Annotated in this window: 13 protein-coding genes and 1 pseudogene; 4 read left to right on the forward strand and 10 right to left on the reverse strand. The window is 73.4% G+C overall.

The window, feature by feature from the left end; all coding sequences use genetic code 11:
- Together ACIP9H_RS23125 and ACIP9H_RS23130 are read left to right on the forward strand one after the other, a co-directional pair.
- Positions 1 to 454: pseudogene (locus tag ACIP9H_RS23125) on the forward strand (hypothetical protein); the annotation flags it as partial.
- A gap of 138 nt (positions 455 to 592) precedes the next feature.
- Positions 593 to 1270 (forward strand): uracil-DNA glycosylase, encoded by a 678-nt coding sequence (locus ACIP9H_RS23130; protein ID WP_401586486.1) that lies wholly within the window; start codon positions 593 to 595, stop codon positions 1268 to 1270.
- A gap of 5 nt (positions 1271 to 1275) precedes the next feature.
- On the opposite strand, the gene ACIP9H_RS23135 is transcribed toward ACIP9H_RS23130, so the two are convergent.
- The 3 genes from ACIP9H_RS23135 to ACIP9H_RS23145 form a co-directional block, all read right to left on the reverse strand.
- Positions 1276 to 2652: a nucleobase:cation symporter-2 family protein gene (locus tag ACIP9H_RS23135; protein WP_401960518.1), complete on the reverse strand. Its 1377-nt coding sequence runs from the start codon at positions 2650 to 2652 to the stop codon at positions 1276 to 1278.
- A gap of 112 nt (positions 2653 to 2764) precedes the next feature.
- On the reverse strand, positions 2765 to 4114 hold the full coding sequence (locus tag ACIP9H_RS23140) for an FAD-dependent oxidoreductase (protein WP_401960521.1): 1350 nt from the start codon (positions 4112 to 4114) through the stop codon (positions 2765 to 2767).
- A 109-nt stretch (positions 4115 to 4223) separates the two neighbouring features.
- Complete coding sequence (locus ACIP9H_RS23145) at positions 4224 to 4814, reverse strand: DUF305 domain-containing protein (RefSeq protein WP_401586530.1); 591 nt, start codon at positions 4812 to 4814, stop codon at positions 4224 to 4226.
- Between the two features lie 220 nt (positions 4815 to 5034).
- On the opposite strand from ACIP9H_RS23145, the gene ACIP9H_RS23150 reads away from it, so the two are divergent.
- Positions 5035 to 6381: an LVIVD repeat-containing protein gene (locus ACIP9H_RS23150; RefSeq protein WP_401586528.1), complete on the forward strand. Its 1347-nt coding sequence runs from the start codon at positions 5035 to 5037 to the stop codon at positions 6379 to 6381.
- Here the strand turns inward: ACIP9H_RS23150 and ACIP9H_RS23155 are convergent.
- From ACIP9H_RS23155 to ACIP9H_RS23185, 7 genes are all read right to left on the reverse strand, one after another.
- The gene (locus tag ACIP9H_RS23155; protein ID WP_401586479.1) at positions 6372 to 7019 is read right to left on the reverse strand and encodes a TetR/AcrR family transcriptional regulator; all 648 of its coding nucleotides are present in this window, start codon (positions 7017 to 7019) and stop codon (positions 6372 to 6374) included. The two genes, ACIP9H_RS23150 and ACIP9H_RS23155, sit on opposite strands and share 10 nt — an antisense overlap.
- 147 nt (positions 7020 to 7166) lie before the next feature.
- Positions 7167 to 7871 carry an HAD family hydrolase gene (locus ACIP9H_RS23160; protein ID WP_401960525.1) on the reverse strand — a complete coding sequence of 235 codons (705 nt, stop codon included), beginning with the start codon at positions 7869 to 7871 and terminating at the stop codon, positions 7167 to 7169.
- Between the two features lie 94 nt (positions 7872 to 7965).
- Complete coding sequence (locus ACIP9H_RS23165) at positions 7966 to 8376, reverse strand: ester cyclase (protein ID WP_360910404.1); 411 nt, start codon at positions 8374 to 8376, stop codon at positions 7966 to 7968.
- Positions 8377 to 8480: 104 nt separating this feature from the next.
- Entirely contained in the window at positions 8481 to 9173 is a 693-nt protein-coding gene (locus ACIP9H_RS23170) for a phosphatase PAP2 family protein (RefSeq protein WP_401960528.1), read from the reverse strand.
- Positions 9174 to 9183: 10 nt separating this feature from the next.
- Positions 9184 to 10122, reverse strand: a complete 939-nt coding sequence (locus tag ACIP9H_RS23175) for a M56 family metallopeptidase (RefSeq protein WP_401586468.1) — start codon at positions 10120 to 10122, stop codon at positions 9184 to 9186.
- 95 nt (positions 10123 to 10217) lie between these two features.
- Positions 10218 to 10796, reverse strand: a complete 579-nt coding sequence (locus ACIP9H_RS23180) for a DUF5134 domain-containing protein (protein ID WP_401960530.1) — start codon at positions 10794 to 10796, stop codon at positions 10218 to 10220.
- Between the two features lie 92 nt (positions 10797 to 10888).
- Positions 10889 to 11830, reverse strand: coding sequence for a DMT family transporter (locus ACIP9H_RS23185; protein WP_401586464.1), 942 nt, complete (start codon positions 11828 to 11830; stop codon positions 10889 to 10891).
- Between ACIP9H_RS23185 and ACIP9H_RS23190 the strand changes: the two genes are divergently transcribed.
- Entirely contained in the window at positions 11829 to 13286 is a 1458-nt protein-coding gene (locus ACIP9H_RS23190; protein ID WP_401586461.1) for a PLP-dependent aminotransferase family protein, read from the forward strand. The genes ACIP9H_RS23185 and ACIP9H_RS23190 overlap by 2 nt on opposite strands.
- Positions 13287 to 13325 lie beyond the last annotated feature (39 nt).

The raw sequence follows: 13325 nt of genomic DNA on the forward strand, positions 1-13325 counted from the left end.
TGGCTTCACCGGCTGGGTCGACTGGTCCGTCGACTCGCACCGCAACGCGCGCCAGCAGTGGATCCAGGCCGACGTGCGCGCCTTCGCCCAGTCCATCACCCTCAACACCCCCGACACCGTGCAGGCGGGGACGACCGCGCAGATCTCCGGCAGCATCGTGCAGCCGCAGGGCGTGGCGACCGGCTCGCGTGTCGTGCCGCTGCGCTACCCGATGTCGGTGAACTGGACCGGTTCGTCGAACCTGGCCGTCGGCACCGGCCAGGACGCGGTCGACGACGCCCGCCGCAAGGGCAAGACCGCCATCCTCGACCCGCAGACCCGCATCCTCACCGCGCTCAACCCCGGCACCGTGACCGTCACGGTGACCAACGACTCGATGCGTCCCTACACCGACGACGCGTCGCTCGCGCCGATCACGACCTCCAAGACCATCCAGGTCCTGCCGCAGGGCTGACCCGCACCCGGGTGACCCACGCAACCGCGTGACCGAGGGCGAGCACACACCACGTGCTCGCCCTCGGTGCCGTTCACAGGTGCCCGCGGCCTCGCCGCCGGTGAGAGTGTGTCGGTGTGGGCCGGTAGGGTGACGCCCGTGGCAGCACGACCATTGAGTGAACTTGTCGAACCCCGCTGGGCCGAGGCCCTCGCGCCCGTCGCCGAACGCATTGCGGGGATGGGTGACTTCCTACGGGCGGAGATCGCGGCGGGCCGGACCTATGTGCCGGCCGGACAGCACATCCTGCGGGCATTCCAGCAGCCCTTCGACGAAGTGAGGGTGCTGATCGTCGGGCAGGACCCCTATCCGACGCCGGGGATGGCCATCGGCCACAGCTTCGCCGTCGCCGCGGAGGTGCGCCGACTGCCCGAGAGCCTGCAGAACATCTACCAGGAGCTCCAGTCGGACCTCGGCCTGCCCCGGCCGTCGAACGGCGACCTGACGCCCTGGACCCGGCAGGGAGTGCTGCTGCTCAACAGGGCGCTGACCACGGCACCCGGCAACTCCGCTGCGCATCGCGGCAAGGGCTGGGAGGCAGTGACCGAGCAGGCGATACGCGCCCTGGCCGCGCGCGGCAAGCCGTTGGTGTCGATCCTCTGGGGCCGCGACGCCCGCAACGCCCGCCCCCTGCTCGGGAACCTGCCGGCGATCGAGTCGGCGCATCCTTCGCCCAGGTCCGCCGATCGAGGATTCTTCGGCTCGCGGCCCTTCAGCAGGGCCAACGACCTTTTGCTCCAGCAGGGTGCCCAGCCCGTCGACTGGAAGCTTCCCTAGGCGGCCTACGCGCCCTGCTCACCACCCCCGGTGGGCAGGGCGTCCGCGTCGGGCATCCCGTCGTCCACCGAAGTACGGCCGCCCGGCAGGTGGTTGAAGAGCAGATTGAGCGCGACGGCGGTGACGCAGCCCGCGCTGATACCGCTGTCCATGATCGTCCGGAACCAGTCGGGGAACCGCTCGTACACCGTGGGCACGCCCACCGGCAGCAGTCCCACCGCCAGGGACACCGCGACGACCATCAGGTCGGCGGTGCCGTGGAAGTCCACGGTGGCCAGCGTGCGCAGTCCGCTCGCCGCCACCGTGCCGAACATCACCAGCCCCGCGCCGCCCAGTACCGGCGCCGGGATCGCGGCGACCACCGCGCCCAGCTTGGGCAGCAGCCCGAGCAGGACGAGGATGCCGCCCGCGGTGGCCACCACCCACCGGCTGCGCACCCGGGTCAGTCCCACCAGGCCCACGTTCTGCGCGTAGGCGGTGTACGGGAAGGTGTTGAAGATCCCGCCCAGCACGGTCGACACGCCGTCGGCGCGCAGCCCGTCCGCGAGCCGGCCGGGTTTCGCCTTGCGGCCGGTCAGTTCGCCGACGGCGATGATGTCTCCGGTCGTCTCGGTCATCGTCACCAGTGCCACGACGAGCATGGAGACCACGGCGGCGCCCTGGAAGGTGGGGGTGCCGAAGTGGAAGGGCGTGCTGATGCCGAGCCAGTGCGCGTCGCCGACCGCGCTGAAGTCGGTGAGACCGAGCGGCACGGCCACCGCCGTCCCGACGACGATGCCGGCGAGTACCGCGACCCGGGCGACGACAGCCGGCGCGAAGCGCTGGATCAGCACGATCGCGAGCAGTACGGCGGCCGCCAGCGCGATGTTGCGCGGCGCCCCGAAGTCGGCGGAACCGGCCCCGCCCGCAACCCAGTTGCCCGCCACCGGCAGCAGGCTCAGCCCGATGACCAGGATGACGGTGCCCGTCACCACGGGCGGGAAGTAGTGCAGCAGCCGGCCGAAGACGGGGGCCAGCAGGATCATCGCCAGGCCGGCGACGATCACCGAGCCGTAGATCGCGGGCAGTCCGCCGTCCTGGCCGATCAGCACCATGGGGGAGACCGCGGCGAAGGTGCAGCCCTGCATGATCGGCAGCCGTACGCCGAAGCGCCACCAGCCGACGCACTGCAGCAGGGTGGCGATGCCGCACACCAGCAGGTCCGCCGTGATGAGGTACGCCAGATCGGCCGGCGACAGCTTGAGGGCGCCGCCCACGATCAGCGGTACCGCGACCGCGCCCGCGTACATCGCCAGTACGTGCTGCAGGCCGAACGCCGCGAGCCGGGCGGGCGGTAGGACTTCGTCGACGGGATGGACCGGCGGGCGGGACGTCGTCGCCATGGGGGGACTCTCCTCGAACGCGGCGCGAATGAGCGGCTGTGCCGGGGTGCCGGCCGCCCGAGACCCTAAGGACCGTCAACCACGCGCTGCGACCACGGGTGCTGACATACCGTCACCCCGGGGTCCCCGCCGCGGCCGCCAACAGCCCCGACCAGTCAGGGATCTTGACGGTGGCCCGGTCCAGGGACCGGCCGAGCTCCGCCTCCGCGGCCTCGATGGCCTCCCAGCCCGTCCACTCGACGGGACGCTGCCCCGCCGCGCGCAGTCCCTCCAGCGGGTCCGCCGGCAGCTCGCCGCGCGCCAGCAGCGCTTCGGCGTCCGCGAGCAGCGCCGAGGCGGTCTCCTTGGCGCACGGCCGGTTGGTGCCGATGACACCGGTCGGCCCGCGCTTGATCCATCCGGCGACGTACTCGCCCGGCGAACGCCTGCCGTCCCGCAGCACCCGGCCCTCCTCGTTGGGGACGATGCCCAGTGCCTCGTCGAAGGGCAGCCCCTCCATGGCCACACCGCGGTAGCCGACCGAGCGCAGTACGAGCTGCGCGCCGATGTCCTCGAACCCGCCGCTGCCGCGCACCCCGCCCTGCCCGTCCGGCACCGTCCGCTCGAAGCGCACACCCGCCACCCTGTCCTCGCCCAGCAGTGCGGCCGGGCGCAGGAAGAAGCGCAGATGGATGCGGCGCCGGTGCCCGGCGGGCGGGCGCGCGGCCCAGCCGCGCAGCACCTCGACATTGCGCCGGGCGACCGCCGGCAGGGCGCCCGGATCGGCGTACGCGGGATCGAGCGCGAGCTCGTCCTCCCGGACCAGCACGTCCGCGTCCGCGAGGGCGCCCAGTTCGCGCAGCTCCTTGGTGGTGAACTTCGCCTGCGAGGGACCTCGCCTGCCGACCATGTGGACGTCCGTGACCCGGCTGTTCTCCAGTGCGCGCAGGGCCGCTTCGGGGACGTCGGTGCGACGCAGCTCGTCGGCGCCGCGTGCCAGGATGCGGGCGACGTCCACGGCGACATTGCCGACGCCGACGACGACCGCGGACCGCGCGCTGAGCAGGAACTCGTCGGGGGCCTGGTCCGGGTGCGCGCTGTACCAGGAGACGAAGCGCGTCGCGGAGAAGCTGCCCGGGAGGTCCTCGCCGGGGACCCCGAGCCGGCGGTCGGTGGCGGCGCCGACGCAGTAGACCACCGCGTGGTACAGCTCCAGCAGGCGCTCGGGGGGCAGTCCGGGCGCGCCGGCCGTCACGTTGCCCAGGAAGCGGATCCGCGGGTCCTCCAGGACGCGCCGCAGATTGCCCTGCAGGGACTTGATCTTCTCGTGGTCGGGCGCGACACCGTACCTGACCAGGCCGTACGGGCAGGGGAGCCGGTCCAGCACGTCCACCGAGACCTGGGGGACCGCGTCCTGGCGGGCCAGGGCCTCCGCCGTGTACACCCCGCTGGGACCTGATCCGACGACGGCGATGCGAAGCACAGGCGCCTCCTCCTGGTCGAGGCGACGGCCGGAGCGGCCGGGCACTTCCCAGCATCGCACCGGGCATCGGCCGGGGCAGGGCGGCGCAGGCGTGTCGCGGTGCGCGATGTCAGGTCAAGGCGCGCATTCGGCCGATCTCGGCGGTCTGCTGCGCGATCACCTCGCTCGCCCACTCGCCCACCTGGACGTTGCGTCCCTCGGTCAGCACCTCCGTCGCCATGGTGATCGCGCCTTCGTGGTGGGCGATCATCAGCCGCAGGAAGAGCCGGTCGAAGGCCGTGCCCCGGGCGGCAGCCAGTTCGGCCAGCTGCGCGGGGGACGCCATGCCCGGCATCGACGCGTGGTCGTGGTCGTGCCCGGTGCCCGGTGAGGCGCCGCCGTTCTCCTTGAGCCAGGCGGCCATCGTCTTGATCTCCGGGCCCTGGGCGGCCTCGATGCGCGCGGCCAGGGCGCGCACCTTGGTGCCGGACGCGCGGGTGTCCGCGTACGTGGCCATGACCAGCGCCTGCTCATGGTGGGCGATCATGTTCGTCGTGTAGGACAGGTCGGCGGCGTTGGGGGTGTCGTCGGGCCTGGCCTTGGCGGCCTCGTCCGCGGACAAGGTGGCCGCGTCCTCGCCCGGCCGACCAGGGGCGATGACCGAGGGAGCGGCGGCCTTGGCGTCGTCACCGCCCCCGTCGCACCCGGTCAGCGTGAGCATCGAGGCGGCCAGGGACAACGGAAGCAGCACTAATACTGCACAGCGAGTCGCGAGCACTGCCTCATTGTGCATCTTTTGACACGAGCATGAAAAGAGCATACTTCGGCTTGGTCGTTTCATCGTTTCATGTTGACCGCACACCTTGGAGGACGCGGTGACGCGTTTAAGGACTTCTCCCATCCGCCCCAGACGCCTCGCGGCCCTCGTGGCCGCGGCGCTCATGCTGCTCGGCCTCGGGGCCGCGGCGCCGGCGACCGCCGACGGCGCGATACCCGGCGTCGACGAGGTCGTGACCAGCGCCAACGTCGAGCATCTGGTGAACATCCCCAAGCAGTCCCTGACCAACTTCAACACCGACCTCGCCTTCCAGGGCAAGTACGCCTTCGCCGGCAACTACGACGGCTTCGTCGTCTACGACATCAGCCGCCCCTCCAGCCCCAAGGTCGTCAGCCAGGTGCTGTGCCCCGGCTCGCAGAACGACGTCTCGGTCTCCGGCGACCTGCTGGTGCTCTCCACCGACTCCTCCCGCTCGGACAACTCGTGCGCGAGCACCAGCCAGTCCGCCAGTGAGAAGTCCTCCTGGGAGGGCATCAAGGTCTTCGACATCAGCGACAAGGCCAACCCGCGCTACGTCGCCGCCGTCGAGACCAACTGCGGCTCCCACACGCACACCCTGGTGCCGAGCAAGCGCGACCTGTTCGTGTACGTCTCCTCGTACGCGCCCAGCGCGTCCTTCCCGGACTGCCAGCCCCCGCACGACGGCATCTCCGTCGTGAAGATCCCCCGCTCGCACCCCGAGAAGGCAGCCCTCGCCGGCTTCCCCGTCCTCTTCCCGGACGGCGGCAACCCGGGCGTCCCGCCCACCGACACCCAGGGGCGGGTCAGCGCGACGACCGGCTGCCACGACATCACGGCCTTCCCCAAGCTGGGGCTCGCCGCGGGCGCCTGCATGGGCGACGGCATCCTGATGGACATCTCCGACCCCGTGCGCCCGAAGGTGATCGACCGGGTCCAGGACAACGTCAACTTCTCGTTCTGGCACTCGGCGACCTTCAACGAGCGCGGTACCAAGGTCGTCTTCACCGACGAACTCGGCGGCGGCGGCGCCGCCGAGTGCAACGCGCTGGTCGGTCCGCAGCGCGGCGCGGACGGCATCTACGACATCGTCCGCAAGCACGGCCACCCGAAGCTCGTCTTCCGCAGCTACTACAAGATCCCGCGCATGCAGGCGGACACCGAGAACTGCGTCGCCCACAACGGCTCGCTCATCCCGGCCAAGGGCCGCGACATCATGGTCCAGGCCTGGTACCAGGGCGGCCTGTCCGTCTGGGACTTCACCGACTCCTCGCGTCCCCGCGAGATCGGCTTCTTCGAGCGCGGTCCACTGTCCACCGACTCGCTGGTGCTCGGCGGCTCCTGGAGCGCCTACTACTACAACGGCTACATCTACTCGAACGACATCGCCAAGGGCTTCGACGTCCTGCGGATCTCCGACCGGCGCACCGACAGCGCCCGCGGTATCCGGCTCGCCGAGCTCAACGTGCAGACCCAGCCCGACTACCGCTGAGCGGGGTCGGACCGTGGTGTGCCGCCGGGTGGCAGCTCTTCGGGGCCGCCCGGCGGCACGCCGAGCTCCCAGTCCAGTCCGTAGCGCCGGAAGAGGTCCTTCCGTAGATGGGGCAGCGGCATCGGCGCGCCGGGGATCAGCTGGGCGAAGACCCCGCCCATCAACTGCGCCCGCAGCATGCGGTAGTCGGGCTCGGGGTCGGGGGAGCCCCACGCCTCCACGGCTCCGCGCAGCAGCTCCGCCAGGCGCTGCCGCTCGGCGCACTCGCTGAAGCCGGCCGTCTGCAGGATGCCCGCCATGTGCGCGCGCATCAGCACGGGGAACCGCCCCGGCAGTCCCAGCACGCTGTCGATCGCGCGGGCCAGCAGTTCGCGTCCGTCGGCGGCGACCGGCTGCCGCTCCAGCGCCGCGGACAGCTCGGTGTGCATCAGCCGGTGGGCCGCCGACTGAAGTAACTGGCGTTTGCCCGGGAAGTAGTACGAGACCAGCCCGCGTGCCGTGCCCGCCCGGTCGGCGATGTCGCCGAGGGTCGCGGCCTCGTAGCCGCGTTCCTCGACCAGCTCGACGGTCGCCCGCAACAGCCGTTCCCGCGAACGGCGCCGCATCTCTTCGTTGACCGACGGTCGCCGAGGGGACATGCTTTACTCCTGCGTTGACTGGCTCCGGGCCAATGTACTCGGGGTCCGGCTTTGCGCGAGCCCTGTGCTCGGGCGGGAACGCGGGGATCGGGCCGCGACCCGGCGGCGCGGGGGACCGCCGGGTCGCGACCCGAGCCCGTGTCCTCGTCAGCCGGTCAGCTCCAGCACCGGCAGCAGCCCCGCCGGGCGCTGCTCCGCCGGCAGATGGTCCACCAGACGCACGGTGCATCCCAGCGCCGCGGCGCCGCCGTCCGCGCGCCGGTCGTCGCCCACCATGGCCACGCGCTCCGGCGGCAGGCCCAGGGCCTCGCAGGCGGTCGCGAACAGCCGCGGGTCCGGCTTCTGCATTCCGTGCTCGTAACTCAGCACGAAGGCGTCCACGAGGCCGTCGAGGCCGTGCGCGCGGAAGACCGGCCGCAGGTCCCACCCGATGTTGCTCACCACGGCCACCGGCACCCCGCGCCGGCGCAGCTCACCGAGCACCTCGGCGGTGTCCGGGTACGGCGTCCACGCCTCCGGCCGCATGTGCCGCTCGTACAGCGCGTCATAGATGTCATGGGCGCCGTCCCACGGCAGTTCCGCCTCGCGTGCCAAGCCGGTGTAGGCGGCCCTGTGGTGAGCGGCCGACAGGTCCCGTTCCTCCCACACCTGGGCCAGATGCGCGGGAACGCGCCGCGGACCGACACCGCCCGGCAGCGCGCCGACGTGCTCCAGGCGCTCCGCCCAGGCCGCCGACTCCCCTTCCCCCAGCGGGATGCCGAGCTCCGCGACGACGGCACGCAGCCAGCTCTCCGTGGGCTCCACGCGCAGCAGTGTCCCGGAGAAGTCGAACATGAATCCCTTGATGGTCATGTCCGGCATCCTCCCCGACCCGTCCCGCGGGGACGTCACGGGGCGGTCGCACCGGGCCGAACCGCGGCTGTCCGGCCGGTTGCGTCCGGCGGGGTCAGTCGGCCAGGCCGAGCTGCCGCAGCATCCCCAGCTCGTCGCTGCTGCCCCAGCGTTCGACGAGCTTGCCGTCCTTGACACGGCTGATCTGCATGCCCCGGTAGCTCACCGTCCGGCCGGTCGGCGGGTGCCCCATCAGCTCGCCGAGATGGGTACCGGTGACGGTGTACGCGAAGGCGATCTCGTCGTCGGTGGCCAGGACGTGCTCGACGTCGATGTGCAGATCGGGGAAGGCCGTCCGCATCCCCGCGAACATCTCCTCGTACCCCTCGGGGCCCGGAACCTGGCCCGGCGCCGGGTCGTGGTCGACGGAACCGGGTGCCACATAGGAGTCGATCTCGCCGAGCCGGCCGTCGTTCACCGCCGAGCCGAAGTGCTCCAGGATGGAGAGGTTGGATTCTCGCGACATGTGGTGCTCCCTGACGTCGGGACCGCGGGCGCCCACGAACGAAGGGCCGTGTGCCCGCCCCTTCCACTTCCCACGGTAGGCGCGAAGGACGCCGCGTGCCTACGTCAGGGCGGCGGCGCCGGCGTACGCCAGGGTTGGCAGAGCGCCGCGGTCCCGGTGAGCACCGCGGCCCCGAGGAGCCAGCCGCCGACGACGTCGCTGGGCCAGTGGACGCCCAGGTAGACCCGGGTGAGGCCGACACCGGCGACCGAGACCGCGGCCAGGGACCAGACGGCGGCGCGCGGCAGGCGACCGGCCCCCGGGCAGCGCAGACGGAACACCCACACCAGGGCGCCGCAGCTGATGGCGGCCGTCATGGCGTGCCCCGACGGGAAGGCCGCATAGGGCGCCGTGGCGAGCGGGTCCGGCCAGTGGGGGCGGGGGCGTCCCACGGCGGCCTTGACGGCCTGCTGGAGGACCCAGCCGAGGACGCCGCACAGGGCGAGCCACAGCGCCTGCCGCCCGGCCCGCCGCCACAGCAGCACGAGCAGGCAGACCGCCAGCAGGGCCCGCATGGTCGAGGGGTCCCAGACATGGTCCGACAGCACCCGGTTGACCCGGGTCCAGCCGGGGTGGCGGACCCCGAAGGCGTGGAACGCGACGGCGATCCGGCGGTCGGTGTCCGTCAGCGGGGTCCACCGGCTCGCCACGAGTGCCAGGAGCAGCAGGAAGACGGCGGCCGTCGCGGCGCAGTACCGCAGGCACACCGCGCGCGGGCCACCGCCCCGGCTGACGGCGGGGGCGGGTGGGGCGTGCATGCGCCCGAGACTACGTCAGGGCGCCGATCCCGGGGCCGAACGCGACGAGGAGGGGGACGAACGGGATGAGCAGGGCGCACGCGGAGGCCTGCGCGCGGCCGAGCCGGGTCAGCCGCGGCGCCGGGTCGAGCAGCCGGCTGACCCGGCCGGGCAGATGGCCCTGCAGAGCCGGGCCGGGGCCGAACACCCCGCGGTCCTCGTTGAGTTCGACCAGGGCGAGTGCTGTCGTGAGCCCGCCGAAGCGGCGCGAGGCGATGTCGTCGGCGGCCAGTTCGATCAGGTGGTGCACCTGGTGGCGGAAGCCCGCGAAGACCGGGATCTGCGGGAAACCGGCCGCCAGCGCGCCCGCGCAGTGCAGGAGTACGTCGTGCCGGGCCCGGGCGTGTCCCTGCTCGTGCGCGAGGACGGCATCGAGTTGACGGCCTTTCAGGCGGCGCAGGGCGCCCGTGGTGATGACCAGTTGGGGCCGCTGCCCGGCCAGCCACCACGCCTCGGGCCGCTCGTCCTCCAGGACGACCAGCCGCTCGCCGGAGGCCGCCGCCTCGCCGGGCAGCCGCGGCGATCGCACGCGCAGTTCCGCGCGCCGCCGGCGCTGCCGGGTGCGCGCCGTACGGATCTCGCGGGCGAGCATGGCGCCCGTCCAGGCGCCGCCGCAGGCCAGGAGCACCGCCAGATACCCCGCCCAGGAGCCGTGGCCGGAGAGCCCGTACGCCTCCACCACCCCGCTCGGCGCGAACGCGAACAGCCCGCCGCGCAGCCACTGCCACGCGGCGCACGCGCTCAGCGCCATCGCCAGGAAGCAGCACAGCAGCACCGCGCCGACCACGCACTGCCACACCCACAGGGCCAGGACGGGTTCGCGTTCCGGCCATCCGGCCCGGGTCAGCAGACGCGGCGCCGTGGCCGCCGCCGTCGCACCGAGCAGCAGCAGCACCAGCGGGACCGTCATGGCGCCACACTATGAGGGCGGCCCGGCCCCCCGGTACGCTGCCGCGCCCTAAAGTGACGTACGCCTCACGGGCGTCACGGCGGCACGGTGTCCCGTCACAGTGTCAGCAGCATCGCGAACATGCCGATCCCCATCGACACCCGGCAGGCCGAGGCGAGCTCGGGCGCGTGCCGGACCGCGACCGCGCCTGCCGTGCCCGTCGCCGGCGTGACCGGGATCGACACCAGGCGCACGCCCGCCGCGAGCACGTACACCGCGAAGTACAGCAGCAGCAGTCCGGTGAGCAGGGGCGCGCCCATTGCGCCGTGCCCCGCGTGCGCCGAGCCGCCGGCGCCCTCCATGGCGGCGGTCATGTAGACCATCGCGATCGCGCCCACCGCGTGGTGCAGATGGTGCGCGTTCCGCCGGACCAGGAGCAGCGAGCGGACCGCCGCGACACCGAAGACCACCGCGAGGACCGCGGACGCCCAGGGCGGCTGGTCCAGGGCCGACACCGGCACCGCCATCACCGCCATGCCGGCGCCCATCAGCGCCTCGGCCCGCGCCGCGCTCCGCTGCTCGCGTTCCTCACGTGTCGTACCCGGGCACCCGGGCCTTGTGCGCACCAGGCAGTAGGCGGCCGTCGCCGCACCCAGCGCCACGAGCAGCCAGGCCACCAGCGGTGGTCCGTGCATGACCCGACCCCCTTCGGCTCCTGAACCGAGGATGCCCCCGCCCGGCGGCGCGAACCCCCGCGCATGGGGGCATAGGGGGGCGCGGTGCCGGTTCAACTGCGGGCACGCTGCGTCACCGCGACGCACACGAGCACCGCCACCGCCGCCGGCGCGGTCAGCGCCCCCAGGTCCTCGCCCAGCAGCGCGGCCGCCCATACGAGCGTCAGCAGCGGCTGCGCGAGCTGCAGTTGGCTCGCGCGGGCGACGCCGATCGCGGCCATCCCGCGGTACCAGACCATCAGCCCGAGGAACTGCGACACCAGCGACACCCACACCAGCCCGGCGACGGCCCGGACGTCCGCATGAACGGGCTCGGCGGTCAGGGAGACCAGCGCCGCGGGCACCGTCAGCGGCAGCGCCCCCACGAGCGCCCAGCCGATCACCTGCCAGCCGGGCATCACGGAGGCCAGCCGGCCGCCCTCCACGTAGCCCGCCGCGCACACCACCAGCGACGCGAAGAGGAAGAGGTCGCCGGAGGTCGGCGCGCCCCCGCCCTGCCACAGCGCGAACCCCACCACGACCGCGCCGCCCGCGACGGCCGCGGTCCAGAACAGCGGCGACGGCCGCGCCCCGGTGCGTACGGCGGCGAACGCTGCGGTGACCAGCGGCAGCGCGCCCACCACGACGGCGGCGTGCGAGGTGCCGGTGGTGCGCAGCGCCAGCGTGGTGAGCAGCGGGAATCCCAGCACGACCCCGGCCGTGACGACCGCGAGCCCCGCCCAGTGCCGCCGCTGCGGCACCGGCACGCGCGCCACCGCCAGGCACACACCGGCGACGGCGGCCGCCAGGACGCCCCTGACCGTTGCCGCCGTCCAGGGGCCGAAGCCGGTCAGTGCCCAGTGCGTCGCGGGGAAGGTGAGGGAGAAGGCGGCGACGCCGAGGCCCGCCAGGGCCGTGCCGCCGAGAGCCGTGCCGCCGTGCGACCCGCCCGGCGTCGTTGCGCGACCGGTGACCGCTATCCGCATGCGGGTAGTAGCGCTATTCTGTGCTGTCATGAACAACGGTAGCAGTTCACGCAGTCTCGCAGAATCCCTGCGGCATGAGCTGCACCGCTACTCTCCCGGAGAGAAGCTGCCGTCCAGCCGTGCCCTGGTCGAACGGTTCGGGGTCTCCCCGGTCACCGTCTCCCGGGCCCTCGCCGCCCTCGCAGCGGAAGGGCTCGTGGTCACCCGGCCCGGCGCCGGCGCCTATCGCGCGCAGCAAGGGGCCGGGGACGCCCGCACCTTCGACACCTCCTGGCAGCAGGTGGCCCTCACCGCGGAGGAGCCGCACGGCGAGCCCGCGCCGCGGGTCGTCGACGCCTCCGGGGTCACCACGAGCCTCGCGGTGCCACCGCCCGGCGTCATCGCCTTCAACGGCGGCTACCTGCACCCGTCCCTCCAGCCCGAGCAGGCCCTCGGCGCCGCTCTCGCCCGTGCCGCCCGCCGCCCCGGCGCCTGGGAACGGCCCCCGCTGGAGGGGCTGACCGCGCTGCGCACCTGGTTCGCCCGCGAGACCGGCGGCCCCGGCGGGGACTTCGGCCCCGCCCACGTCCTGGTCACCGCGGGCGGACAGGCGGCGCTCACCACCGCCCTGCGGGCCCTCGCGCCGCCCGGCGCTCCGGTGCTCATGGAGTCGCCCACCTACCCGGGCGCGCTGGCGGTCGCCCGCGCCGCGGGACTGCGGCCCGTACCGGTGCCCATGGACGACGACGGGGTACGGCCCGACCTGCTGGCCGAGGCCTTCGCCGCGACCGGCGCCCGGGTCTTCTTCTGCCAGCCGCTGTTCCAGAATCCGACCGGCACCGTGCTCGCCGCCGCTCGGCGCCGCCACGTCACCGAGATCGCGCACGCCGCCGGCGCGTTCGTCGTCGAGGACGACTTCGCCCGCCGCCTCGGCCACGGCGGGCCGCTCCCGCCGCCGCTCGTCGCCGACGACCCGTACGGCACGGTCGTCCACGTCACCTCGCTGACCAAACCGACCGCGCCCAGCCTGCGGGTGGGCGCCCTCGTCGCCCGGGGGCCGGTCATGGAGCGGCTGCGCGCGATCCAGGTCGTCGACAGCTTCTTCGTGCCCCGGCCGCTCCAGGAGGCCACCCTCGAACTCGTCGGTGCCCCTGCCTGGCCGCGCCACCTGCGTACGGTCTCCGCGGGACTGCGCGAGCGCCGTGACGCGATGCTCACGGCCCTCCACCGGCACCTGCCCGCCCTCGCCGCCGCCGTCCGGCCGCCCACTGGCGGCTACCAGTTCTGGCTGCGGCTGCCCGACGGCACCGACGAGACGGCCCTCGCCGCCGCCTCACTGCGCGCGGGTACGGCCGTCGCCCCCGGCCGTCCCTACTTCGCCGCCGAGGCACCGGGCCCGTACGTCCGCCTCAGCTTCGCCGACACCACCGGCACCGACGAGATCGCCGACGGCGTGCGCCGCTTCGCGGCCGCGTGCGCGGAGACCGGCGTCACGGCCGCCGGCTGAGCGGGCCCCCGGCGGACGTCCACGGCCCGTCCCGCGACG

This window comes from Streptomyces sp. NPDC088732, assembly GCF_044751205.1.
In the GTDB taxonomy this organism is placed as follows: domain Bacteria; phylum Actinomycetota; class Actinomycetes; order Streptomycetales; family Streptomycetaceae; genus Actinacidiphila.

What these genes read in the sequence shown, in the direction of transcription:
- ACIP9H_RS23165 (WP_360910404.1), bottom strand. Translation starts at nt 8,376, where the DNA reads ATGTCGCGAGAATCCAACCTCTCCATCCTGGAGCACTTCGGCTCGGCG.
- ACIP9H_RS23150 (WP_401586528.1), top strand. Translation starts at nt 5,035, where the DNA reads ATGCTGCTCGGCCTCGGGGCCGCGGCGCCGGCGACCGCCGACGGCGCG.
- ACIP9H_RS23160 (WP_401960525.1), bottom strand. Translation starts at nt 7,871, where the DNA reads ATGACCATCAAGGGATTCATGTTCGACTTCTCCGGGACACTGCTGCGC.
- ACIP9H_RS23155 (WP_401586479.1), bottom strand. Translation starts at nt 7,019, where the DNA reads ATGTCCCCTCGGCGACCGTCGGTCAACGAAGAGATGCGGCGCCGTTCG.
- ACIP9H_RS23145 (WP_401586530.1), bottom strand. Translation starts at nt 4,814, where the DNA reads ATGCTCACGCTGACCGGGTGCGACGGGGGCGGTGACGACGCCAAGGCC.
- ACIP9H_RS23175 (WP_401586468.1), bottom strand. Translation starts at nt 10,122, where the DNA reads ATGACGGTCCCGCTGGTGCTGCTGCTGCTCGGTGCGACGGCGGCGGCC.
- ACIP9H_RS23180 (WP_401960530.1), bottom strand. Translation starts at nt 10,796, where the DNA reads ATGCACGGACCACCGCTGGTGGCCTGGCTGCTCGTGGCGCTGGGTGCG.
- ACIP9H_RS23170 (WP_401960528.1), bottom strand. Translation starts at nt 9,173, where the DNA reads ATGCACGCCCCACCCGCCCCCGCCGTCAGCCGGGGCGGTGGCCCGCGC.
- ACIP9H_RS23185 (WP_401586464.1), bottom strand. Translation starts at nt 11,830, where the DNA reads ATGACAGCACAGAATAGCGCTACTACCCGCATGCGGATAGCGGTCACC.
- ACIP9H_RS23135 (WP_401960518.1), bottom strand. Translation starts at nt 2,652, where the DNA reads ATGGCGACGACGTCCCGCCCGCCGGTCCATCCCGTCGACGAAGTCCTA.
- ACIP9H_RS23190 (WP_401586461.1), top strand. Translation starts at nt 11,829, where the DNA reads ATGAACAACGGTAGCAGTTCACGCAGTCTCGCAGAATCCCTGCGGCAT.